Source organism: Planococcus chinensis, assembly GCF_042681545.1.
In the GTDB taxonomy this organism is placed as follows: domain Bacteria; phylum Bacillota; class Bacilli; order Bacillales_A; family Planococcaceae; genus Planococcus; species Planococcus chinensis.
The window spans coordinates 21,354-44,156 of record NZ_JBHUFW010000012.1; the positions used below are offsets into that span (position 1 = coordinate 21,354).

Genomic DNA, 22,803 nt, shown 5'->3' on the forward strand with positions numbered 1-22,803 from the left:
GGGACAAAGGAACAAGCATTTCATCAAGAACTTACTTATTTTACAGAACAGAGGTGTTCCCATGAAACGGTATATAGCTCAACGGATCGGCTATATGATTATCACTCTTTTTGTCATCGTCACGGCAACGTTCTTCCTGATGCAATTGCTTCCGGGAACTCCGTTCACCAATCCGGAGAAGCTCAGTGCGGCCCAATTAGCTGTGCTGAATGCGAAATACGGGCTCGATCAGCCGGTCGGCATCCAGTATATTCAGTATCTTGGAAACCTGGTCCAAGGCGATCTGGGGTATTCGTTCCAACATGAGGGCCGGACAGTAACCAGCATGATCAGCGAGCGGATCGGGCCATCTGCGTTTATCGGCCTGCAAGCCATGGTGTTTGGGGCAGTGGTTGGGCTAGTGCTCGGCATCGTTTCGGCGCTCAAGCATAATTCCATTCTGGATTACGGCTCGGTGACGCTTGCGGTACTCGGCATGTCGATTCCTTCTTTCGTTTTTGCCGCATTGCTCCAGTACTACGTCGGCGTTAAGCTGGAATGGCTTCCGGTTGCCCTATGGGAAGGCTATTCGAGCACGCTGTTGCCGTCAATCGCTTTATCGGTGACCGTAACGGCGACTGTGGCGCGTTTTATCCGCAGCGAAATGCTTGAAGTCATCGGACAGGACTATATCACGACTGCGCGCGCCAAAGGCATGACAGAACAGCAGGTCGTGGTCAAACACGTCATCCGCAATGCACTTATTCCGGTTGTGACGATGCTCGGGCCATTGGCGGTTTCGATCATGACCGGTACACTCGTCATTGAAAAAATCTTTTCGGTGCCAGGGCTAGGGGAGCAGTTCACGCTGTCGATCCTGGTGCTCGATTACAGTGTCATCATGGGGATTACGATTTTCTATAGTGCGCTGTTCATCTTTGTCGTCTTTGTAGTGGATATCATTTACGGCTTCCTGGATCCCCGCATCAATTACAAGGGGGAATCCGCATGAAAGAAATAAACGCAAAACCTCCATTCCAAAAAGATATCCAGACACAGAACGAATACATCCCGGAAGCGATTCCGGCAGATCTGTTCGAAAAAGCGCCGCTCGACCAATCCAAAAGCGAGGAAATCGGTACACCTTCACAATCATTCTGGCAAGAAGCATTTCAGCGGCTCACCCGCAACCGGGGAGCGATGATTTCCCTGGTGCTGCTGATCATCCTGATTGCGCTTGCGCTGATTGGGCCAAGCATGAACGACTTTTCCTACCGCGAACAGAACTTGGCGCATTCCAATTTGCCGCCGAAAGTGGCAGGATTGGAATGGCTGGGCTTTGACGGCTTGAATGCCCAAGGGACTGACGAATACGCCGAGCGCCAAGTGGCAACCAATTATTGGTTCGGCACCGATGAATTCGGACGCGATCTTTGGACGCGCGTCTGGAAAGGGACTCAAATTTCCCTCTTCATCGCTCTGGTGGCAGCAGCGCTGGACTTGGTAATCGGCGTCCTGTACGGCGGCATTTCCTCATTCTACGGCGGCCGCGTCGACAACGTCATGCAGCGGATCATCGAAGTGCTGATGGGGATTCCGAACTTGATCGTCATCATCCTCTTCATCCTGGTCCTCGAACCAGGCGTCCGGTCGATTATCCTGGCCATGGTCATCACCGGCTGGGTCGGCATGGCGCGGGTGGTGCGCGGACAGATCCTGCAGCTGAAAAACCAGGAATTCATTCTGGCTTCACGTACGCTCGGGGCATCCAACAGCCGATTGATCGGCAAACATCTATTGCCGAACGTCATGGGGCCGATCATTGTTACCGTCATGTTCACGATTCCGACTGCGATTTTCTTCGAAGCGTTTTTGAGCTTTATCGGGCTGGGGCTGCAGGCTCCGCTGGCATCGCTTGGCGTTTTGATCGAGGATGGCTATAAATCGATGCGTTATTTCCCGTACAAACTGATCTTCCCGGCACTTGTCATCAGCTTGATCATGATTTCGTTCAATTTGCTGGCTGACGGCCTTCGGGATGCATTAGATCCGAAAATGAAACGATAAGGGGAGGGTCCACACATGAAAGAAAGTATCCTGAAAGTTGATGATCTGCATGTTTCATTCCAGACCCAAACCGGAAAAGTCACAGCAGTGCGGGGAGTCAGTTTTGATCTGAAAAAAGGCGAAACGCTCGCCATTGTCGGTGAATCGGGTTCCGGGAAATCGGTCACCGCAAAATCGATTATGCGGTTATTGCCGAAACACAATACCGAAATTTCCAAAGGCGATATTTTATACGGCGGGAAGAGCCTCTTGGGCCTGTCGATGAAACAGATCACCGATATCCGAGGGTCCGAGATTTCAATGGTGTTCCAGGATCCGATGACGTCGCTGAATCCGACGATGAAAGTCGGCAAGCAAATCATGGAGGGCCTTCAGCGCCATCAAAGCATGAACAAAGCACAAGCGCGTGCGCGTGCCCTGGAAATGCTGAAGCTGGTCGGGATCCCGAATGCGGAAAACAGGCTCGACAGTTTCCCGCATCAGTTTTCAGGAGGGATGCGCCAGCGCGTCGTAATCGCTTTGGCGCTCGCGTGCAACCCGAAAGTGCTGATTGCCGATGAGCCGACGACCGCGCTTGACGTCACCATCCAGGCGCAGATCCTCGACCTGATGAAGGATTTGCAGCAGAAGACAGATACGGCCATCATTTTGATCACCCACGATTTAGGGGTGGTGGCGAATATGGCCGACCGGGTAGCGGTCATGTACGGCGGCAAGATCGTCGAGCAAGGCCCGCTGGATGAAATTTTCTATAATCCGCAGCACCCGTATACCCTGGGCTTGTTGAAATCGATGCCGAAGCTGAATGAAGAAAAAGGGCAGCCGTTGATGCCGATCCCCGGTTCGCCGCCGACACTCGCTACGCTCGGCTCTGGCTGCGCTTTCGCTGCCCGTTGCCCGCATACGATGAAAGTTTGCCATACGTATACGCCGCAGGAAACGGAAGTGAGTGCGGGCCACACAGCCGCCTGCTGGCTGCAGGATGCACGGACTCCAAAAGCGGAACCGGCAAAAGAACTGGTCGGCAATTGAAAGAGAGGTTGATGAAAAGCTTGCCTTAGGGCAGGCTTTTTTATTTTGGTAAAATAAATGAAAGGAGTGATGTAGATGGAAAGCGAAAGAATCACGCGATGCGATGAAAACGGTCACCCGCTCGGAACGGCAACACGTGCAGAGATACATAAAAACGGCTATTGGCATCAAACGTTCCACTGCTGGTTCGCCAGCCGGAAGGACGGAAAGCATTGGGTCCACTTGCAGCTGCGGAGCGGCGCCAAGAAGGATTTTCCGAATCTGCTCGACATTACAGCTGCAGGTCACTTGTTGGCGGATGAGAAAGCGGAGGATGGCGTGCGGGAAGTGGAGGAAGAACTGGGGATTCCGGTAAAGTTTGAAGATCTGGTGCCGCTTGGTGTGATCAAAGATCAGATTCACATGGGAGATTTTATTGACAATGAGCTGTGCCAAGTATTTCTCTATCGTATGCCGAACCATGACGTTAAGTATAAGTTTCAGGAAGAAGAAGTGGCGGATATGTTGGTAATGGAATTCGAGGATTTCTTCGGCCTGTGCACAGGGCGGAAAGAAGAAGCGGAAGCTGTGGCGTATGGGGATTACGCGGATAGATTTCAGAAGGATACATCCACAAAGGTAAATTTGCACGATTTGGTTCCGCACGGAAAGGGCTATTTGGAAAAAGTGGCTGCTTTGATTCAAGAACAGCTCGATGCATAAAAAACCTTCTTTAGATGAGTTAATAAAAGAGATATACTTCTTATCCCGCTTCGGCCGCTTTGGGCATGGCTTCCGCCATGAGCCGGGAAAAGCACCCGTCTCATAGCGAAAAACCTTCTGCTCCTGCATCGCTGCGCTAGCTTCGTCGCAAATAAAATGGCCCAAACTACTTTTGGTCCATTTTATTGCCTAGCCCTTGGACGCGCCGGCGCTGGTTTAGCTCTTTAAAAGCTGAAACTTTATCCGCTTTGTGGAATATCAGTAAGAGACAAGCATTTTGTATCTTTCTCAACAAAATGAAAACCGCCACTCCTTTTATAGGGTGGCGGTTTTGGTTGTTAATTCGTGAAGAACGCGCCGTAATAGCGGCTGAATGCTACCGCGAAGTCGCCGCGTGTGACTTGCTGCGCTGGTGCGAATGAGGCGTTGATAGTCGGTTTCAAGTCATATTTTCCTTGGTTGACGGTGAACTGGGCGTTCAAGATATTCAAATCCAATGCCACTTGGACATAGCCCTTTAAATGGGCAGGGATGTCGGCTTGATCACTGATTGAAATCCGTTCGTCTTTATACTGTACTGTTATGTCGCCTGTGAAATTTTCGGCCTCTTCTTGCAGCCCTAAGCTCTGGACGAGCGAGTAGGCAAGGTCCGCTTTTGTAACACTGCCTTTTGGATCAAACGCTCCACCGCCGCGAAGTTCAATTACGCCTTTTGAAGTTTGGCGATAGTCCCGGAAAGCGGCGCCTTTAGAAGTGACGGCCGCTGCATAGGGAGCAAATTCCCCTAATCCAGCGAAGGTTTCTGCTGAAACCATATTCTGGCGGATTTCTGCGCCCATGACCAAGTAGGTAGCCAAGTCCATACGATTTAATTTGGTATCAGGTTTAAACAGGCCTGTTGAATAGGAATCAATCAGCCGGTTCTCGATGCCCATGGCAATGGCCGCTTCAGCGGGGTGCCCTGCAATATCCGAAGCACCGGTAATGCCTTTTACTTTTGTAAAGGCAATCGAGCCTTTCACTGTTTCCGGAACCGCCAAACCTACAGGATTCAAAGCGTCTCCGCGAAGTCCGCGCACTTCCAATTTCCAATCACCTGCTGCCGGATTGTTGACAGTTACTGTGCGGTCGTAAGTGGTCGGGAACAGCAGGCTGACCCCTGAACTGTATTCGGTGCCTTCAGGGGAGATGAGAACCAGATTTACCGGGTTTCCTGTTTGTTCGAGAATCCCGGCCGCATTAGCTTTCGCTAAAAGCGTGGATACCCCTTCTTCAACGGTGAAAGTGTGCTGGGTACTAGCTGATAAAGTATACTCTACTGCAAAATCTTCAGTTGTACGTTCCGAGTTGATACTGGCATTGAAATCTTTTGTGCTGTTCAGTGTCGCCCCGTATGGAGTGGCGTTCATAACACTTTCAACAGCGGCGTAAGCATTCACGTAGCCGGCTCCGACTTCCCATGTTTCATAGCCGGGCATATTCGTAGCAGTCTGCTGCAAGATGGTTTTCACTTCATCCGGTGATAACGTAGGATCTGCTTCTAAAAGTAATGCTGTAATACCTGCTGCATGAGGTGTCGCCATAGACGTTCCGCTCATGATGGTGTAGTAAGGCAAGTGTGCAGGGTCCAGTGTTTCAATATCCTGCTGAGCCGCTAAAGAAGTGACAGGTGAAATGGTCCGTGTAGAAACGATATCGACGCCAGGCGCTACGAATGTCGGAGCATCTGTCCAAGTCCAAGTTTTTCCGTCCATTTCAAATGTTCCGCCGACTCCTTTGGTTCCGCGTGAAGAAAAATCTGCGAGTGTTCCGTCTTTCTCGCCAGCGCCGACAGAGATGACCCATGGAGCTTTTGCATAAGGGTTATGTGTATTCTCGGCAGGGCCCTCGTTGCCCGCAGCAAATAAAACAACGATTCCGCGGTCATACGCTTTTTTGCTGGCAATATTGATTGGGTGGTTCGGATCGAATGCGCCTGAAGAACCCCATGAATTGGTGATGACGCGGATATTGTATTCCCGCTGGTGAGTAATGGCGTAGTCGAATCCGCCGATGCCATCGAGTACGAACAATGCACCGCCTGATCCGTAGCCGATCAAGTCAGCTCCTGGAGCTGCCCCTTCGTATTTTCCGCCGGACAAGGCTCCAGTTCCGCCAACAGTGCCCGCTACATGTGTTCCGTGGCCGGAATTCGCATCCGTATTCGGTACATTCTCTGTATAGGAAATCGGGAGAATTCCGGTTCCTTGAAGATTGGTCGTGCCTAATACATTCTGAACCAGGTTTCTGCCTAATTCATGGTCTTTGTGCGTGCCGTCGACTCCGCTATCATTGACGACTACCCCTATGCCTTCGCCCGACAGCGGGAATCCACCGTTTTGCTGCTGGAACCCAGAATCGGACTGGACCTTATCCACGCCGGTGATCGCAGAGGCGTCTGCATTGAAATAAGTCATTTTTTCATTCAAATAAACCGATTGTACTTCTTCATTCTGGGCAAGCTGTTCCACTTGCTGCTTAGTGGCAAGTGCGCCCACGATCGGAAGGCTTTGCATCGTGATGGCTGAATTGATGCCAAGGTCCTGTATAAGTGTTTCCTGTGCATCCGTCGGTTTGCCGTCGCCCTTGAATGCAATGATGACCTGGGCGGTGTCGCTCGCTTCGAATGCAGACCACAGCTTTTCATCGACTACTCTCTTAGCGGTAGTGGTAATGCCTGTTGCGCCGGCAGGTGAAAATGCCGGGAAAATTAAAAATAATAAAGTTATCAAGATCAATATTTTTTTCATTCTCCAACCTCTTTTCAAATGATATGGTGATGTCTTTGATTTTTCTTCTGTTGTCCCTGAATTTAATTGGCCGGAACACTTTCCGGTGTATTGATCACTAGTTGGACAGCGTCATAGGCATTGACATAGCCTGAACCGGTTTCCCAGGATTCATAGCCATCCATCGGCGTTGCGCTTTGCTGCAATGCAGTTTTGATTTCGGATGGAGAAAGGGTTGGATCTGCTTCAAGCAATAAAGCGATGATGCCGGCGACATGTGGAGCGGCCATCGAAGTACCGCTGAACGTCGTGTAATAGGGTAAATGGGCAGTTGAAATGGTTTCTGAATCCTTCTGCAAGCTGAGTGGCGCCAATGGAGACAGCACACGGGTTGAAATGATATCGACTCCTGGCGCGGTGATCGTCGGCTGATCCAGCCATTGGAACGTTTCACCATCAACCGTAACAGTTCCGCCTTTGCCTTTTACCCCTCGAGAAGAAAAGTCGGCCAATTGCCTGTTTTGATCGCCTGCTGCTACCGTGATCACCCATGGGGCTTTTTTATAGTTTCCGGAAATTGTTGATTCTGCAGAGCCGGAATTTCCTGCAGAAAAGACGGTAGTAATTCCGCGGTCATACAATTTCTTCGTCGCGATGTTGATGGGGTGGTACGGGTCAAAATCGGTATTCGAATCGCTTGTGTCTCCCCATGAATTGGTGATGACGCGGATATTGTATTCCCTTTGATGCGTCAGAGCGTAATCGAATCCGCCGATGGTATCGAGAATGGCAATTGCAGCACCTGAACCATAGCCGATCAGATTCGCGCCAGGCGCCGCCCCTTCATATTTTCCGCCGGACATTGCACCCGTTCCACCGACAATGCCTGCCACATGCGTCCCGTGGCCTGAAGTGGAATCGGTGTTAGGGACATTTTCAACGTACGTGATAGGAGCGAGGCCAATTGTGCTGTTCAAGTTCGTGCTTGCCAAGACATTCTGCACTAGGTTGCGGCCAAGCTGGTGGTCTTTGTGGGTGCCGTCGACTCCACTGTCGTTGACCACAACACCAATGTTTTTGCCGGTCAGCGGAAAACCGTTGTTTGCTTGCTGGATTGCTGGGTCTTCTCTAAGCCGGTCGACGCCTGTGAGTGAAGTGGAAGTTTCGTTGTCATACTTTAACGGTGCGTTATAGTAGATGGATTGAACGCTTTCTTCTGAAGAAAGGGACTTGATTTGCTGGGGAGTCAAAAGAGCTCCTGCCATGGGCAGGCTATTGAAGGAGATGCCTGTCTTGATGCCTAAGTCGGTTAACAGCTGAAGGTGTTCAGGGTTTACTTTTTCGGTATCCCGGAACGTAACGATGACTTGGATGGGGCTGGAAAGATTTTTTTCCTGGAGCAGCGGCGCCAACAGCGGATCAATGATTGTTCCCGCAGAAGCGGAAGCAGCTGGTTGGCTTGTTCCGGAAGGCAGGAAGATCAATAGCAGAGAAAGAAGAAGGGCTGTAGCGGCGTAGAAGGTTTTTTTCATGGATTTCTCTCCTTTAAGAGTCGGAATATTTTGTTTTGTCAATCATGTCATGATCCGGATATTTCCGCTATTCACCAAGAGGTGTATTTTCATTAGTCAAAAAGGCGACCCCGTTTACTACTTTAGTAGTAAACGGGGTCGCCTTCAGTTTTTACAGCAAGGGTACAAGTTTATGTTGGACCGCGTAGATCAATGCTTGCGAGCGGCTTTTGACATTGAGTTTCTTGAAAATATTGCTCATATGGATTTTAACCGTTTTATCACTGATAAAAAGCCGGTCTGCGATTTCTTTGTTCGACAGGCCTTCAACAAGTCCGAGAAGCACTTCCATTTCTCTTGGGGTCAACGAATTGTCTTCTTCTTTGTTATTAGCATGGTGAAGGGATAACAGCTTTTTGGTCATTGTAGGAGGAATGACGGATTCCCCCTGGCTTACCAAGCGGATAGCCGAAATAACTTCTTCAGAAGGGGAGTCTTTCAGCAAATAGCCACTGGCCCCTTCCCGAATAGCAGCCATGAAGTATTCATCATCTTTATACATCGTCAATACAATAACTTTAATTTCCGGATACTTGGCCTTTATCCATTTGGTCAGTTCGATGCCGTTTGTTTCTGGCATATTGATATCCATTATGACTACTGCTGGTTGGAGATTCGGCAGCATTGTTTTTAATTGCGCAGCCCCGGTTGCTTCGCCGATGACTTTCATATCCTCTTCCTGCCCGATCATCGTTTTCAGCCCATCTCTCAGAATGGCATGATCATCCACTAATATTACTTCGATCACTTTGATTGTCCCCCTTCAAATCCCACTTTCGGTATTCTGACAAAGATTTCGGTGCCGTTGTTCTTACTGCTTTCTATCTGGAACGCGGCTCCTACTTTTTCTGCGTCTTCGTTCATCTGTAAAATTCCGTAATGCGGTTCTTTCATAGCCGCTGTCATGGCTTCATATAGCGAAAAGCCGATTCCGTCGTCCTTGACCGTCAGCAATATCTGATCGCGTTGATAGTTGAGCAAAATGCCGACTTTCCGGGCACATGCATGTTTGATGCAATTATGCAGGCTTTCCTGGATAATCGAAAAAATCGCTTTTTCCGCTACCAAATTCAGCTTCGGCTGTATGCCCCGGCTTTCAAAAGTGATATCGAGATCGAGGGCTTTATCCCGGTTCAATTCTTCAATCTTATTTTTGATAGCCATATAAAGGCCATGCTGTTCAGTCGGATACGGGCGCAATGCATAAATGGAATCCCGTATTTCCTGAAGTGCGCCGCGCAGGATGTTATTGCTGTCATTGACCAGCCATTGTGCATCTTGCGGATGGGAGTGGATCTTTTTGGCGGCGGCATCGAATTTCATCACGGCTCCCGCAAGAATCTGGGCGATGCCATCATGAATGTCATGGGCGATGCGGTTGCGCTCTTCCAATAAAATCCGCTGCTCTTTTTCGGAAAAGAGCATCTGCGTTTTCAAAAAAATCGCCAATTGATTGGCAATGGTCGAAATTGAATGGACATCTTCTACGATAAAGCTGTTTGTGCGGGTTTTCGCCATAATCAAGCAGCCCACTAATTCGTTTTCAAAAATGAGCGGAGCAAATACGGCTGATTGGATAGCCGGATTGAAATGCTGGGCGAGCGGCGACAGATGGATGTCACTTTTGTTATAGACCGTAGTGGACTTCACTTGATCTAAAGCTTCGGCAACAGCAACTTCCTTAGAAAGCACCAAGTCGCCGTCGGCTATCGCCAGATTCCAATTGCCTTTTTCGTCGCGGGTCAACAAATAGCTTTCTTCGTAAGACACCACTTCTTTGATCAGTCCTTTAATTTCATTTTCCCAGCCAGAGATCGGAATGGCTTTGTTCAATTCTGATGAAAAGTGGAACAAAGCTTTCAGTCTTTGCTTGTCAGCACTCAGCCGGATGATGACGGAACTGATGATGGCCAGGAAGATCAAAGGAGACAAAAAGAAGAAGTAGCTTAAAATGTCTCCGTCGCCACGGTTCTGATTGCCGAGATAATGAAGCAGCATGCCATAAACCATGGAAATGGAAAAACTGAAAAGCTCCGCCCGGCTTTTCTGGAGCCAAGTAGAAAATGTGTACTTTTCCGGCCTCAGCAACAGGACGATATCGACAATTCCATTGTTGATGAGGTAAAAAGAACCGATAAACAGCAGTAAAAAGAAAATGCTCAGTGCGGAATCTGCAAACCCCAGCTGAGGGACTGCCCAATTTGTGATTTTGTCCGCCAAAAACAAGCTGAGGACCAGCTGGGCAGGATTGAAAAAGATGATTCGGAGCGGCCGTTGATTGATCAAAGTCGTGAACAAGACCGCAGAAAAATATAAGACGCACGTTATTTCAATTCCATAGAGCAAATACGCCAGGTAGACGATCGGAAAAGTTAAAGAGGAATTTCCTTTTTGAAAAGGCATGGGAAAATATTCAGCGATAAAAATAAAGGCGATTAAAAAAAGCAATTCATACGGATCTCTGACAGGCTGGACGCCGAAAGCGGCATAGACCGCTACCGACCAGCCAATTGCAGAGATAAGCGTCATGAATAGCTGGGCAGTAAAATGCCTGGAAGACGTTTGCTTCAAATGGTATCCATCCTAACGTTTTGAAAACCGGCTGGGCAGAAAGTAACCCAACCGGTTTTCTGTATTTTTCCATGATCACTCAAAAAGCTGCGGAATGCCGTTCGATAAGGTGTAAATGCCCATCCAGGACATGGCAATCACAATGACGATACCGAAAATGGTCATCCAGAGCGGATGTTTGTAATCCCCGACGATTTTCGATTTATGTGCAGCAATCAGCATCACGCCAAGTGCGAGCGGCAAGATCAAGCCATTCAGCGAACCGACAAGTATCAGGATGAGGACCGGCTGCCCGACAATGACAAGAACTGTCGTCGAGATTACAATGAAACTGATGATCAAAAAGCGGTTGTACTTTTCAAGAGCCGGACTGAATGTGCGGATAAAGGAAACGGATGTATAAGCCGCACCGACGACCGAAGTGACAGCCGCAGCCCACATGACGACGCCGAAAATCTTGTAGCCGATATTTCCGGCTGCCAATTGGAATACGGAAGCCGGCGGATTGGAAGGGTCGAGGGCAAGCCCTTGGGAGACGACGCCCAAAACAGCCAAGAACAGAATGATGCGCATGAAGGAAGCGATCAGGATGGCATAGATGGAACTGCGCGTCACTTCCGGCACTGCCGCTCTTCCGGTAAGCCCGGCATCGATCAGCCGGTGGCCGCCTGCAAAGGTGATGTAGCCGCCGACTGTTCCGCCGACAAGTGTCACGATGGCGAAGATGTCGATCGTGTCCGGAACGAATGTCTTGGCCACAGCTTCACCGATCGGAGGCTGTGCTGTGAACATGACGTAGAGCGTCAAGCCGATCATAACAAAGCCGAGGATCTGGGCGAAGCGGTCCATCGCTTTCCCGGCTTCTCGGACCACAAAGATGCCGACAGCGAGCAGTCCGCTGATCAAAGCGCCGATTTTTGGGTCAATTCCAAAAAGCACATTCAACCCGAGACCCGCGCCGCCGACGTTCCCGATGTTAAAGGCAAGGCCGCCCATGACCACCAGGAGTGCCAGCAAGTAGCCGAGGCCCGGCAGGACATCATTGGCAATGTCTTGTGCGCGCTTTCCCGATACCGCAATGATGCGCCAGATGTTTGTCTGGGCCCCGATATCGATGATGATGGATATTAAAATGACAAATCCGAATGAGGCCAGCAATTGTTCGGTGAATACGGTGGTTTGAGTCAGGAAACCGGGCCCGATGGCGGAAGTCGCCATTAGGAACGCGGCGCCGAGCAACACACTGCGGTTCGTGTTCTTCATGTTCTTCTCCTCCTTCTCCTACTAATTTACAAGAAATCTTCCACTTTCATGACGCCGATTCCTGCATCTTTCAGGGATTTTGAGATGGCTTCGGCAAAGTCGAGTGCCGTCACGCCGTCGCCATGGATGCAGATCGTTTCGGCCTGTATGGCAATGTCCTGTTCTTCGACGGTTGCCACTTTTTGTTCCTTGACCATACGTATGACTTGGTTGATGGCCGTACCGGTATCCGTAATCAGCGCATTCGGCTGTGTACGCGGCGTCAATGTGCCGTCCGGCTGATAGGTCCGGTCCGAGAAAACTTCATTGGCGGTGCGCAGACCGAGCTTTTCGCCGGCTTTCACCAATTCGCTGCCGGACAAACCGAAGAGGATGAGTTCCGGATTGATGTCATAGACGGCTTCTGCAATCGCTTCGGACAAGGCGGCATTTTTGGCTGCCATATTGTACAAGGCGCCATGTGCTTTGACGTGCTGGAGCTTTCCGCCTTGCGATTGGACAAACCCCGACAGCGCCCCGATCTGATAGACGGTCAGGTCATATGCTTCCTGGGGGGACAGGCTGATATTGCGCCGGCCGAAGCCGACCAGGTCCTGCAGCCCAGGATGAGCCCCGATGCCGACATTTTTCTCGAGCGCCATTTTCACCGTTTTGCGCATCGTCGCCGGGTCGCCGGCGTGGAAGCCGCACGCGATGTTGGCAGATGTCACGAAATCCAGGATGTCTTCATCATGGCCCATTGTGTAGGCGCCGAAACTCTCGCCCATGTCGCAGTTCAAGTCTACTTTGAAAGTCATTTCCATTCCTCCATTTTCAAGTCGATTCCGATTTTTAGTTGGCGGATGTGCTGTTCCTGATCGAGCAAGCGTTTCTGTGCTTCTTCGAGCGATATTTCTTTAAAGCGGATCCGGTCGCCGGGATTCAACTGGCTGATAAGCGGCAAATCGACAGCTGCCACTTGGCCGATCTTCGGATAGCCGCCGGTTGTCTGCCGGTCTGCCATCAAAACGATCGGATTGCCGTCTGAAGGCACTTGAACCGAGCCGAACGCCACCGGCTCCGAGATCAGTTCGCCCGGTGTTTCCAGCGCAAGTGGGGAGCCTTCAAGCCGGTAGCCCATCCGGTCGGAATGAGACGACACCGTAAACGGATCAGTGAAGATACGTTGCTGGCTTTCGGCATTGAAGAGGTCGTATTGGCGGCCCTTCATCATGCGGACGACCGGTTCATGGTAATAGTTTGGCGCCTGGATTTGCCATTCGATTTCGGCAGTGGCGGCTTTGCGGAGTGCCGCCATCCGTTCCGGCGCTGCCGTCCCCACCTGCAGGCGGTCGCCGGCTTTCAAGGCTCTCCCTTGGAAACCGCCGATTTCTGCCCGCAAATAGGTGGATTTGCTGTGCATAACCTCTTCCACTGAAATGCCACCGGCAACTGCCAAATAGGCGCGGCACCCTTTCTTCGGCGCCCCGAATCTCAAAATGCTTCCTTTGGACACCGCCAGGGTGCGCCACATTTTGCAGCTTTTCCCGTCGATAGCCGGGGACAAATCGCCGCCGCAGATCGCGATGCACGTGTCCGCTTCGAATTCGATTTCCGGGCCGATCAAGGAGATTTCCATGGTGGCGGCATTTTCCCCATTGCCGACAAGCAAATTGGCAATACGATGGGCGAAAGGGTCCATGACGCCGCTGGCAATGACGCCGTATTTCTGGAAGCCGTAGCGTCCGAGGTCCTGTACTGTCGTGAGCATGCCGCTTTTAATGATCTTCAGCATTCGGCTCCTCCTCCCATGCGTTGTAGTCGGCTTCTGTGATGCGGCGGAAGACGACGGTGTCGCCAGCCCGCAGGAGACTTGGAATGGCCTGCTCCGGCCGGAACAAACGGATTGGCGTCCGTCCGATCAATTGCCAGCCGCCGGGCGTTTCGATCGGATAAACTCCGGTCTGTTTTCCTGCGATGCCTACAGTGCGTTCCGGAATCCGCAGACGCGGCGTATCGCGCCTCGGTGCCGCAATTTTCTCGGACATGCCGCTGATGAAAGGGAATCCAGGCGCAAAGCCGATCATGGATACGGAGTACGTGCCAGAAGTATGGATTTCGATGACTTGTTCTGGCGTTAAGCCGTTGTGCTCAGCCACGAAGTCAAGGTCCGGGCCGAACTCGCCGCCGTAGCAGACCGGGATTTCTACGGTGCGGGAAGGGGCCTCGGCTGCCTCTCCCAGTTGTTCCAGCAGCTCGCCAAGCACGGTTTTGGCGGTCTCGTAGGAAGCGGCCAGCGGATTGTAAAAAACCGCCACTGTCGTAAATGCCGGGATAAATTCCACCATCCAAACCGGCGGCCGTTCTTCGAGCAGCGCTGCAATAGCCCGGATTTTCTTTTGCACCGCCGCATTGATTTCGGTGCCGGCTTCAATGACAATCGCCCCTTCGCTGAGCGGAGAAAACGTAAAGCTCATGCTGCCATCTCCCATCCTCTGATTATTCGAACTACTTAGAAACTAGTATACTGTTTTCGCATGAATGAGTAAAAGTATTCAAGGAAAGTTATATCTTTTTTAACAATCGCCTCCTGGTGAAACAGCTATACCTAAAAATCTGCTCCAATAAAAAAGCTGCCCACAAAGGGGCAGCTTTTTCCTTCTTATTCTTCGATTTCGACTTTCTGCGTTACGTCAGCGCCATTGAAGAATTGGCCTGAAATTTCAGCAATCGTGCCATCTTCAAGCATTTCCCCGATCACGCGGTTCACGTTCTCGACGAGTTCCTCGTTGTCTTTGTTCATGACGACACTCACTTCAGACGGGCTGTATTTCAAGTCGGGATGGATGGTGATGTTCAGCTCCGGGAATGCGGCAAGCGCCAGCGTCTGGAGGTAATAGTCGTTCAAGATTACATCTGTGCGGCCGATTGCCACGTCGCGCAAATACACTTCATTCGTTGCATTGTCGTAGACGACTTCTTCAGCGCCATATGAACGGGCCGTTTCCATGTAAACGGAGGTAGAAGCACCTGCCGCCTTTTTTCCTTTCAAGTCTTCCATCGTTTTGATTCCGGACAAATCGTCTTTGCGGACGATGGCCGTCCCGTAAGAATATTTGAACGGAGTCGAGAAGGCGAACTTCTCTTTGCGGTCTTCTGTTGATTCGATGTCGTTGGCCGCCATATCCACTTTTCCGGTTTGGACCGAAGTCAGCATTTCATCAAAGCCAAGCTCTGTGAATTCAACTTCGAGCTCAAGCCGGTTGGCGATTTCACGCACAACTTCCACTTCAAAACCTGTAAGCTCATCTGTGCCTTCTTCACGGAATGAAGTCGGGAACAATGTGCCGGAAGTGGCAACCGTCAATGTGCCTTCTTCTTTTATTTCATCCCATGCTGTTTTTTCTTCCGTGCCGCTGTCGCTTTGGGATGAACCGCAGCCGGCTAATAAGGAAAGGGACAAAGCAGCTGTCAGCAGCGTCAAGCCCTGTTTCGTCAATAAATTCTTCATGTACCGCACCTCCTGATGTCATTTCACTAAAAACATACCTGAATAGCCGGGGATAGTAAAGGTTTATAACCGATTGCACTAAAGTCTAAATATTCAAATAAAATGGTTGACGAAGGGGTTTGGAGAGGATTACACTGTAGTCGACCACATTGGTCGAAAAAGAAATGCGAGGATGGCGGAGCATGGATAAATTCAAGAAGCTCGACATAGCAAAACAACAGAAAATCCTAGAAGCGGCCTTAAGGGAATTTGCGGTAAATGGCTATGAAAGAGCTTCGACCAATCAAATTGTCAAAGAAGCAGGCATTGGCAAAGGGATGCTGTTCTATTATTTCAACAACAAGAAAGAGCTATACGAATACTTAGTGGAATACAGTTTAACGGTCATGATGGAGCAATACTTCGGGATGGCGGATTTAGCGGAGCCGGATTTTATTGAGCGCCTGAAAAAAATTGCCGCCATTAAATTGAAAGCACAGGCCGAGAATGCCCATGTTTTCAACTTTATCGGTACCGCCATGCTGGCCGAGGATGCCGGATTGCCGCCGCGCCTCCAGAAGAAATATGAAGAAATGCAGAAAAAAGGCTATGCCATGCTTTACGAAGGCATCGACAAAAGCCGGTTTCGGGAAGGTGTCGATGTAGAGAAGGCCTTTCGGTTGATCCAGTGGGCGATTGAAGGCTACCAGAATGACTTGGCACGCAGGCTCACAGGTGCGAAATTGGCTGCTGTCGATTTCGGACCTTATTGGAGCGAGTTTTATGAGTACCTCGATATTCTAAAAAAGAGTTTCTATAGAGAAGGGGAGTGGGAAAAGTGACGATCCTAAAAACAGTGGGGCTGACAAAGAAATTCGGGGATTTTGCTGCTTTGGACGGGGTCGACATTGAAGTGGAGCAAGGGGAAGTCTACGGCTTTATCGGTCCGAACGGCTCCGGGAAATCGACGACGATCCGCGTGCTGCTGGGCATCTTAAAAGCAACCGAAGGCGAGGCGACGGTCTTTGGCAAAGACGCTTGGAAAGAAGCGGTCGACATCCATAAACGGGTCGCCTATGTACCCGGGGATGTGGACCTTTGGCCGAATTTGACAGGCGGGGAAGTAATCGATTTGTTCATCAAATTGCGCGGCGGCAACAGCAAAAACCGGCGGGATGAATTGATTCAAAGGTTCGATTTGGACCCTGCCAAGAAATGCAGGACCTATTCCAAAGGGAACCGCCAGAAAGTGGCATTGATCGCCGCCTTGTCCACAGATGCGGATCTGTATATTTTGGATGAACCCACTTCCGGGCTCGATCCGTTGATGGAACGGATTTTTCAGGAATGGGTCATGGAAGCGAAAGCGGCAGGAAAAAGCATCTTGCTGTCGAGCCATATCTTGTCGGAAGTTGAGAAATTATGCGATAAAGTGGCGATTATCCGGCAAGGGAAGATTATTGAAAAAGGCACGTTAAAGGAACTTCAGCACCTGACCGGCACCATCGTATTGGTCGAAACCAAGGAACCGATGCCGGAATTGGCGGGCGTCAAAGGGGTGCGGGGCATCGAGCAGAAAGGCGAGGCGCTGTCGTTTCAAGTGGACCAGGAAGAATTGGATAATGTCATCCGCTACGTCAGTGGTTTCGGCATCCTGCGGTTGGAAAGTTCGCCGCCGACACTGGAGGAGTTGTTCATCCGCCACTACGAAGCAAGCGGAACAAGAGCCGAAACAGGAGGCGGGAGGTAATGGGCAACGGCCAATTTAACGGTACAGGAAGCTTGAGCCGCTTTATCCTGCGGCGCGACCGGATCCGCCTCCCGGCCTGGATTTTCGGTTTTGTGTTCGTGACGCTGCTGATTGCCGTAGCATTTACAGGGCTTTACGGGAGTGATGAGGAGCGGCAGGCCATGGCGGCGACAATGGAAAATCCGGCCATGACGGCCATGACCGGGCCAGGCTTCGGTTTGGCGGATTATACGATGGGCGCGATGCTCGCGCATCAGATGCTGCTCATGACAGCGGTTGTTGTAGGTTTGATGAATGTGCTGCTGACGGTTCGCCATACCCGTGCGGACGAAGAAGACGGGCGCGTCGAGATGATCCGTTCCTTGCCAGTGGGCCGCTTGTCGAATGTGGCTGCGACGCTGCAAGTGCTGTTTTTGGCCAATATCTTGTTGGCTTTACTCATCGGCTTCAGCTTGTATGCCTTGAATATCGAAAGTATGGATTTGCAAGGGTCGCTTTTATACGGCGCCGCATTAGGGGCGACGGGAATGTTTTTTGCCGCTTTGACAGCTGTTTTCGCTCAGCTGGCGCAGAATTCCAGAAGCGCATTGGGGTTTTCGATTGCCGCTTTGCTGCTGGCGTATATCGTACGGGCAATCGGGGACGTCAGCAATGAAACCATCTCCTGGTTTTCGCCGCTCGGATGGATTTTGCGCTCCGAAGTATACGTCAACAATATATGGTGGCCGGTCCTGCTGACGGCGGGCGCCGCTCTGGTGCTGATTGCGGCGGCCATGTACCTGAATTCCATCCGTGATTTGGGAGCCGGCTTCCTGCCGGCAAGACCCGGGCGGCTCCGTGCTTCCGCCCTTTTGCAAGGTCCGCTGGGCCTGGCCTTTCGGCTTCAGCGTACGGGGCTGATCGCCTGGGCAGTCGGGATGTATGTACTGGGTGTTTCCTACGGATCGGTAATGGGCGACACGGATTCCTTTTTTGCCGATGTGGAAATCATGCAGGATTTGCTGGTGCCGAAAGAAGGCTTTTCCCTGATTGAACAATTTGTGCCGATATTGATGTCAGTCATGGGAATTTTCTGCGCTATTCCGGTACTGATGGCCATCTTGAAATTGAAGGGAGAAGAGAAGAACGGGCGGATTGAACACATTCTGGGAAGGGCGGTATCGAGAAGCCGCCTGCTGGGCAGTTACTTAGTGGTTTCTTTAGCTGCCAGCTTTATCATGCTGACATTGGCAGGCCTAGGTTTTGGCACCACTGCCAATGCCATGGTGGCAGAAGGGTTCGATATTGGCATGGCCTACCGGGCGGCGCTTGCGTATCTGCCGGCGCTTTGGGCCATGGTCGGGCTGGCAGTGCTGCTTCTTGGCTGGGCGCCGCGGTTCACAGGGGCCATTTGGTTCTACCTAGCCGTCTCGTTTTTCGTCATCTATCTTGGCAACCTGTTCCAGTTTGAGGAATGGATCGGGAGACTGACTCCTTTCGGATACGTATCAGGCATGCCGATTGAAGAGTTTGATGCGGTCCAGGCAATCGGATTGACGGCAGCTGCAGTGGTGTTGGCAGCGATTGGTTTTATGGGATACAACAGAAGAGATATCGGCAAATTATAAAGGAGGAATAAAAATGGCTCAATCACTCCCGAAAATCGTTCCCTTTTTGATGTTCACAGGGCAGGCGGAAGAAGCGATGAAATTCTACACCTCCGTTTTTGCAGATTCGGATATTGATGAAATCACTTATAACTTGGATGGATCCGTCATGAAAGCGCAGTTCAGGCTGAACGGCCAGGCGTTTATGTGCATCGACAGCACGATTGAACATAAATTTACCTTTACGCCGGCAATCTCCATGTTCGTCAACTGCACGAGTGCCACGGAAATCGACCAGAGTTTCAGCCAGCTCTCCGAAGGCGGCGAAGAATTAATGCCGCTTGGCGAGTATCCATTCAGCAGGAAATTCGGCTGGCTCGTCGACCGTTTCGGCGTGTCGTGGCAATTGAATCTGGAATGAAGAATCCCCCATGCGTTTGGTTCATGGAGGTCAAACTTGTAGATAAAAGAAGATACGATTTTCAAATTTTATAAATATACATGAAACATGTATGAAATAAAGAAATGTAGGGTCCTCCACTTCAGGCGGACGCTTTCCGCGGGCTCGCGCCGAACTAACTCGGACTGGCGTCCGAGTGGATTTCGGCACTTCGCTATCCCGCAGGTAAAACCGGTGCTCCTGCATCGCTTCGCTGCTTCGTCGCAAACAAGTCGGCCGAACTGCCTTCGGCCAACTTGCTCGCCGCCTTCCGTTGCGGATCCAGAAGTCAGCGGCTTGGACCCAGCCATACAAAACTGGATAAGCGTCTTAACCTTTTTTTAGATACAGGTGACGCTCCCGACCGTGCTGACCACGAGCCCACGGAAAGCGAAGTGGCCAGCCCGGTCGGGCTTATGCATCTTTATTCATTCAAATTAGACTTTATTTATAATTTAAGAATCCCCTATGCAACAGGCATGGGGGATTCTTGTCGATAAAATGCAGTTTTCGTTTACGTTACGAGAAAAAGAGCCAAACGATGACAGGGCCGAGAAAGGATCCGACGACCGCGCTCAATGTCATGGCAACGGAACTCATGGAAGCGTCTTCGATGCCGTACTCGAATGCTTTCGCCGTCCCAAGGCCGTGGGCGGAAGAGCCGAGGCCGATCCCGCGCCCGATCGGGGATTCGACGCCGAGCCCTTTCAAAAGCCGCGGACCGATGATGAGGCCCGTGAAACCCGCAATCATGACAAATATGGCGGCCAATGAAGGAATGCCGCCAAGCCCTTCAGCCAGCTGCATTGCTACAGGTGTAGTAATCGATTTCGGCAGAATGGTCATGACCATTTCATTTGAAAACCGCAATAGCTTGGCCAACAACGCGCCGCTGAGCATGCCGGCAAGGGCGCCCGCTGTAACGCCGGCCGCCACTGGCCACAAATTCCGTGCGAGCAGGCTGCGCTGTTTGTACAGCGGAACGGCGAGGGCGACGACGGCAGGGCCGAGCAGCGCGCCGATCCATTGGCCGCCCAGCATATAGCGGCTGTAAGGGATATCGAAAGCCAACAGGATGGCGATCAAAGCGACCGTCGTGGTCAGTACCGGCGTCAACAAGGTCCATCGGTATTTCACGTATAGGCTGTTGAAAAAGAGGTAGGCAATGGTGGTAAGGCCGGCAAACAATCCGGCGAGAAGAAAGAGCTCCATTCTCAATTCGCCTCCTTTTCTGCACTGCGGCGTGAAGCCCATTGGCTAAGGAGAGCTGAAACGGCCATGGTCAGCAAGGTACTGGCCATGACAATCACAATCAGCCATAGTCCCTTTCCGGTAAAGACGTCTCCGTATTGCATGACGCCTACTGTTGCCGGAATGAAATATAAGGATAAAAAGGCCAGCAGGAACTGTGCGCCCGATTCGATCCAGCGGAGGGGATAGATTTTCAGCAGCAGGGCCGCAAAAAGAAGCAGGAAGCCGATGATGCTGCCGGGGAGCGGCAAGTTGAACGAGCCGCGCAGCCACTCGCCAGTCAGGTAGAAACCGTATAAAACGATGAGTTGGATAAAAATGATAAGGAATTTCATCGGCCACGCACCTTTCAGGGAAATAGTTGTTTAAGCGCCTTGGACCGGCGCCAATTGATGAGGTCAGGTTTTGCTCCTTTAAAAGGCTGCGGCCAAAGCCGCCGGAAAGTTCTTTCCATAGTAGATTATTTTACCGCATTTCAGCAGCCCCGGTGAAATGAAATTGCCGGCCGGTGCTTAAAAAGCCGGTTTCCGGCTCTGCAATTGAAACTTTGAGCAGCGGCATACGTATGGAAAGGGAAGAAAGGGGAGTTGGAAATGGGCAACTACACGATTGAGGAGTTTATTCGCCAGACAAAGCAGGATGAACAGGAGAACGATTATTTTGAGCTCGAAACGCCGCGTATACTGGAAGTGAATCTGCAGGATATGGTCTGGGCAAAAGCGGGATCGATGATTTCCTACACGGGGCAGATCAAATTCGAGCGGGAGCGGATGCTTGAACACGGTGTGGGCACGATGTTCAAAAAAGCTTTAACCGGCGAAGGCACGTCTTTGATGAAGGCGACGGGGCAAGGCCGGCTGTATTTGGCGGACAAAGGCAAGAAAATCACGATTTTTGAACTGAACGGCGAAGCCATTACAGTCAACGGCAATGACTTGCTCGCTTTTGAGCCGGGAATCCAGTGGGAAATCAAGATGATGCGGAAAATGGCCGGTGTCATGGCCGGCGGGCTGTTCAATGTGACGCTGCAAGGCAAAGGGCGGGTAGCCATCACGTCCCATTATGAACCGTTGACGCTTTTGGTGCGGCCGGGTGAGACAGTAGTGACAGACCCCAATGCGACAGTGGCCTGGTCTGGAAATCTGAAGCCGGAATTCCGGACGGATGTGACGCTTCGGACATTCCTGGGGCGCGGAAGCGGCGAGTCGATCCAAATGGAATTCAGCGGCGAAGGGTTCGTTATCGTCCAGCCATACGAAGAAGTGTACACAGCCGGAACTCCAAGCGGCTGAGCCGTTTGAACCGGCGCCATTCGGGAATAGGGAGACCAATGAACAGACTTTTCCGGAGAAAGGGGCTGCCATTGGTGAAAAAAACAGAGTTGGCAAAAGCGTTGGAAGCGCAGTTCCGGAACGAAATCGAAAAGCAGATCCAGAAAACGGATGAATACAAGCAAACACTATATCATTACACCGGCATCCACAGTTTGATGGGAATGGTTGAAACCAATAATTTGTGGATGAGCAAAGGCACGTTCCTGAATGATTCGAGTGAACTGTTTTATTTCAGGGACGTTCTAAAGGCGGTTCTGGGCAAAATGGATATCCCTCACGACAAGGAACGCTGGCATCGCTTCATCGGCGAATTGGAAAAAGCGATGGCCCGTTTTTTATCAGAGATCGAAGACGGCGGTTTTGAAGTGTATGTTTTTTCTTTATCCTATTCACCGGATTCACTGGCGCTCTGGTACAACTATGCCAAAGGGGAAGGCTATAACCTTGGATTTACAAGGGAAGAACTGTTGTCCGGCATACAGCGTTCACCGGCAGGCGGTGCGCTCTTGCATGGCCTTGTCGAGTACAGCCGCCAGAAACAGGAGCTGATTTTAATGGGACTTCTGCTCGGGACCTTTCAATTATTGGACGAATTCGCCTGGCAGGAAGCAGAAGGCATGCTAGAGAAACATTTTTTTACGGTCGTGGCGACATGCGCTATCTTTTTCAAGGATCCCACTTTTGCAAGTGAGGAGGAATACCGGATTGCAATGATCCATCATCTTGATGAAGCACCGGCAAACGTCAGTTTTCGGGCGCAAAATGGCGTCATCATCCCTTATATTGCGGTGGATTTTAAAGAAAGGCTGCCCATCAGCCATGTTACCATCGGTCCCAAAAACAATATCGACATCGCCAAAAGAGGCATGGAGCAATACTTGAAAACAAAAGGTTATGAGTTGAAGGACCTCATAATTAAAAAGTCGGTAGCGGCTTTGAGGTATTAAAATTCGAGGCAGCTGGCAATCCATCTTGCTTTTTTTCAAAAAAATATTTTTAAAACAACGGCTGCGCCGATACG

At 50.8% G+C, this 22,803-nt stretch carries 21 protein-coding genes; 10 read left to right on the forward strand and 11 right to left on the reverse strand.

Annotated elements, in window-relative coordinates:
- The first annotated feature begins 61 nt into the window (after nt 1-61).
- The 4 genes from opp3b (at nt 62) to ACFSDB_RS15565 (ending at nt 3,780) form a co-directional block, all read left to right on the forward strand.
- On the forward strand, nt 62-991 hold the full coding sequence (gene opp3b, locus ACFSDB_RS15550; RefSeq protein ID WP_204892904.1) for an oligopeptide ABC transporter permease: 930 nt from the start codon (nt 62-64) through the stop codon (nt 989-991).
- Complete coding sequence (gene opp3C / locus ACFSDB_RS15555; protein WP_204892903.1) at nt 988-2,046, forward strand: oligopeptide ABC transporter permease; 1,059 nt, start codon at nt 988-990, stop codon at nt 2,044-2,046. The genes opp3b and opp3C overlap by 4 nt, the downstream gene beginning before the upstream one ends.
- Nucleotides 2,047-2,061: 15 nt before the next feature.
- A complete protein-coding gene (locus ACFSDB_RS15560; RefSeq protein WP_204892902.1) occupies nt 2,062-3,078 on the forward strand; it encodes an ABC transporter ATP-binding protein in 1,017 nt (338 codons plus the stop codon).
- Nucleotides 3,079-3,153: 75 nt separating this feature from the next.
- Entirely contained in the window at nt 3,154-3,780 is a 627-nt protein-coding gene (locus ACFSDB_RS15565) for an NUDIX hydrolase (protein ID WP_204892901.1), read from the forward strand.
- Nucleotides 3,781-4,118: 338 nt separating this feature from the next.
- Here the strand turns inward: ACFSDB_RS15565 and ACFSDB_RS15570 are convergent, their stop codons facing one another.
- From ACFSDB_RS15570 to ACFSDB_RS15610, 9 genes are all read right to left on the reverse strand, one after another.
- The gene (locus ACFSDB_RS15570; protein WP_204892900.1) at nt 4,119-6,569 is read right to left on the reverse strand and encodes a S8 family serine peptidase; all 2,451 of its coding nucleotides are present in this window, start codon (nt 6,567-6,569) and stop codon (nt 4,119-4,121) included.
- Nucleotides 6,570-6,631: 62 nt separating this feature from the next.
- Nucleotides 6,632-8,080, reverse strand: coding sequence for a S8 family serine peptidase (locus tag ACFSDB_RS15575; protein WP_204892899.1), 1,449 nt, complete (start codon nt 8,078-8,080; stop codon nt 6,632-6,634).
- A gap of 151 nt (nt 8,081-8,231) precedes the next feature.
- The gene (locus ACFSDB_RS15580) at nt 8,232-8,867 is read right to left on the reverse strand and encodes a response regulator (RefSeq protein ID WP_204892898.1); all 636 of its coding nucleotides are present in this window, start codon (nt 8,865-8,867) and stop codon (nt 8,232-8,234) included.
- The gene (locus ACFSDB_RS15585) at nt 8,864-10,690 is read right to left on the reverse strand and encodes a GAF domain-containing sensor histidine kinase (protein ID WP_377340555.1); all 1,827 of its coding nucleotides are present in this window, start codon (nt 10,688-10,690) and stop codon (nt 8,864-8,866) included. Before ACFSDB_RS15585 ends, ACFSDB_RS15580 begins: the two co-directional genes overlap by 4 nt.
- A 75-nt stretch (nt 10,691-10,765) precedes the next feature.
- On the reverse strand, nt 10,766-11,953 hold the full coding sequence (locus ACFSDB_RS15590) for an NRAMP family divalent metal transporter (RefSeq protein ID WP_204892897.1): 1,188 nt from the start codon (nt 11,951-11,953) through the stop codon (nt 10,766-10,768).
- 26 nt (nt 11,954-11,979) lie between these two features.
- The gene (locus ACFSDB_RS15595; protein WP_204892896.1) at nt 11,980-12,750 is read right to left on the reverse strand and encodes a LamB/YcsF family protein; all 771 of its coding nucleotides are present in this window, start codon (nt 12,748-12,750) and stop codon (nt 11,980-11,982) included.
- The gene (locus ACFSDB_RS15600; protein WP_204892895.1) at nt 12,747-13,727 is read right to left on the reverse strand and encodes a 5-oxoprolinase subunit C family protein; all 981 of its coding nucleotides are present in this window, start codon (nt 13,725-13,727) and stop codon (nt 12,747-12,749) included. The genes ACFSDB_RS15595 and ACFSDB_RS15600 overlap by 4 nt, the downstream gene beginning before the upstream one ends.
- A complete protein-coding gene (gene pxpB, locus ACFSDB_RS15605) occupies nt 13,711-14,409 on the reverse strand; it encodes a 5-oxoprolinase subunit PxpB (RefSeq protein WP_204892894.1) in 699 nt (232 codons plus the stop codon). Before pxpB ends, ACFSDB_RS15600 begins: the two co-directional genes overlap by 17 nt.
- A gap of 185 nt (nt 14,410-14,594) precedes the next feature.
- Nucleotides 14,595-15,443 carry a transporter substrate-binding domain-containing protein gene (locus ACFSDB_RS15610; protein ID WP_204892893.1) on the reverse strand — a complete coding sequence of 283 codons (849 nt, stop codon included), beginning with the start codon at nt 15,441-15,443 and terminating at the stop codon, nt 14,595-14,597.
- A gap of 182 nt (nt 15,444-15,625) precedes the next feature.
- On the opposite strand from ACFSDB_RS15610, the gene ACFSDB_RS15615 reads away from it, so the two are divergent.
- Genes ACFSDB_RS15615 through ACFSDB_RS15630 form a run of 4 tightly spaced genes read left to right on the forward strand, consistent with a single transcriptional unit; the run spans nt 15,626 to nt 19,179 of the window.
- Entirely contained in the window at nt 15,626-16,264 is a 639-nt protein-coding gene (locus ACFSDB_RS15615) for a TetR/AcrR family transcriptional regulator (protein WP_204892892.1), read from the forward strand.
- On the forward strand, nt 16,261-17,172 hold the full coding sequence (locus ACFSDB_RS15620; RefSeq protein WP_204892891.1) for an ABC transporter ATP-binding protein: 912 nt from the start codon (nt 16,261-16,263) through the stop codon (nt 17,170-17,172). The genes ACFSDB_RS15615 and ACFSDB_RS15620 overlap by 4 nt, the downstream gene beginning before the upstream one ends.
- Entirely contained in the window at nt 17,172-18,779 is a 1,608-nt protein-coding gene (locus tag ACFSDB_RS15625) for an ABC transporter permease (protein WP_204892890.1), read from the forward strand. Before ACFSDB_RS15620 ends, ACFSDB_RS15625 begins: the two co-directional genes overlap by 1 nt.
- 13 nt (nt 18,780-18,792) lie before the next feature.
- A complete protein-coding gene (locus ACFSDB_RS15630; protein ID WP_204892889.1) occupies nt 18,793-19,179 on the forward strand; it encodes a VOC family protein in 387 nt (128 codons plus the stop codon).
- A 537-nt stretch (nt 19,180-19,716) separates the two neighbouring features.
- On the opposite strand, the gene ACFSDB_RS15635 is transcribed toward ACFSDB_RS15630, so the two are convergent.
- Both ACFSDB_RS15635 and ACFSDB_RS15640 read right to left on the reverse strand, forming a co-directional pair.
- A complete protein-coding gene (locus ACFSDB_RS15635) occupies nt 19,717-20,409 on the reverse strand; it encodes an LrgB family protein (protein ID WP_204892888.1) in 693 nt (230 codons plus the stop codon).
- A 2-nt stretch (nt 20,410-20,411) separates the two neighbouring features.
- A complete protein-coding gene (locus tag ACFSDB_RS15640) occupies nt 20,412-20,783 on the reverse strand; it encodes a CidA/LrgA family protein (protein ID WP_204892887.1) in 372 nt (123 codons plus the stop codon).
- A 258-nt stretch (nt 20,784-21,041) separates the two neighbouring features.
- Here ACFSDB_RS15640 and ACFSDB_RS15645 point away from each other — a divergent pair, with 258 nt between their 5' ends.
- Both ACFSDB_RS15645 and ACFSDB_RS15650 read left to right on the forward strand, forming a co-directional pair.
- Nucleotides 21,042-21,740: an AIM24 family protein gene (locus ACFSDB_RS15645; protein ID WP_204892886.1), complete on the forward strand. Its 699-nt coding sequence runs from the start codon at nt 21,042-21,044 to the stop codon at nt 21,738-21,740.
- Between the two features lie 74 nt (nt 21,741-21,814).
- Complete coding sequence (locus ACFSDB_RS15650; protein ID WP_204892885.1) at nt 21,815-22,729, forward strand: DUF2971 domain-containing protein; 915 nt, start codon at nt 21,815-21,817, stop codon at nt 22,727-22,729.
- Nucleotides 22,730-22,803 lie beyond the last annotated feature (74 nt).

What these genes read in the sequence shown, in the direction of transcription:
- opp3b (WP_204892904.1), top strand. Translation starts at nt 62, where the DNA reads ATGAAACGGTATATAGCTCAACGGATCGGCTATATGATTATCACTCTT.
- opp3C (WP_204892903.1), top strand. Translation starts at nt 988, where the DNA reads ATGAAAGAAATAAACGCAAAACCTCCATTCCAAAAAGATATCCAGACA.
- ACFSDB_RS15560 (WP_204892902.1), top strand. Translation starts at nt 2,062, where the DNA reads ATGAAAGAAAGTATCCTGAAAGTTGATGATCTGCATGTTTCATTCCAG.
- ACFSDB_RS15565 (WP_204892901.1), top strand. Translation starts at nt 3,154, where the DNA reads ATGGAAAGCGAAAGAATCACGCGATGCGATGAAAACGGTCACCCGCTC.
- ACFSDB_RS15570 (WP_204892900.1), bottom strand. Translation starts at nt 6,569, where the DNA reads ATGAAAAAAATATTGATCTTGATAACTTTATTATTTTTAATTTTCCCG.
- ACFSDB_RS15575 (WP_204892899.1), bottom strand. Translation starts at nt 8,080, where the DNA reads ATGAAAAAAACCTTCTACGCCGCTACAGCCCTTCTTCTTTCTCTGCTA.
- ACFSDB_RS15590 (WP_204892897.1), bottom strand. Translation starts at nt 11,953, where the DNA reads ATGAAGAACACGAACCGCAGTGTGTTGCTCGGCGCCGCGTTCCTAATG.
- ACFSDB_RS15595 (WP_204892896.1), bottom strand. Translation starts at nt 12,750, where the DNA reads ATGACTTTCAAAGTAGACTTGAACTGCGACATGGGCGAGAGTTTCGGC.
- ACFSDB_RS15600 (WP_204892895.1), bottom strand. Translation starts at nt 13,727, where the DNA reads ATGCTGAAGATCATTAAAAGCGGCATGCTCACGACAGTACAGGACCTC.
- pxpB (WP_204892894.1), bottom strand. Translation starts at nt 14,409, where the DNA reads ATGAGCTTTACGTTTTCTCCGCTCAGCGAAGGGGCGATTGTCATTGAA.
- ACFSDB_RS15610 (WP_204892893.1), bottom strand. Translation starts at nt 15,443, where the DNA reads ATGAAGAATTTATTGACGAAACAGGGCTTGACGCTGCTGACAGCTGCT.
- ACFSDB_RS15615 (WP_204892892.1), top strand. Translation starts at nt 15,626, where the DNA reads ATGGATAAATTCAAGAAGCTCGACATAGCAAAACAACAGAAAATCCTA.
- ACFSDB_RS15625 (WP_204892890.1), top strand. Translation starts at nt 17,172, where the DNA reads ATGGGCAACGGCCAATTTAACGGTACAGGAAGCTTGAGCCGCTTTATC.
- ACFSDB_RS15630 (WP_204892889.1), top strand. Translation starts at nt 18,793, where the DNA reads ATGGCTCAATCACTCCCGAAAATCGTTCCCTTTTTGATGTTCACAGGG.
- ACFSDB_RS15635 (WP_204892888.1), bottom strand. Translation starts at nt 20,409, where the DNA reads ATGGAGCTCTTTCTTCTCGCCGGATTGTTTGCCGGCCTTACCACCATT.
- ACFSDB_RS15640 (WP_204892887.1), bottom strand. Translation starts at nt 20,783, where the DNA reads ATGAAATTCCTTATCATTTTTATCCAACTCATCGTTTTATACGGTTTC.
- ACFSDB_RS15645 (WP_204892886.1), top strand. Translation starts at nt 21,042, where the DNA reads ATGGGCAACTACACGATTGAGGAGTTTATTCGCCAGACAAAGCAGGAT.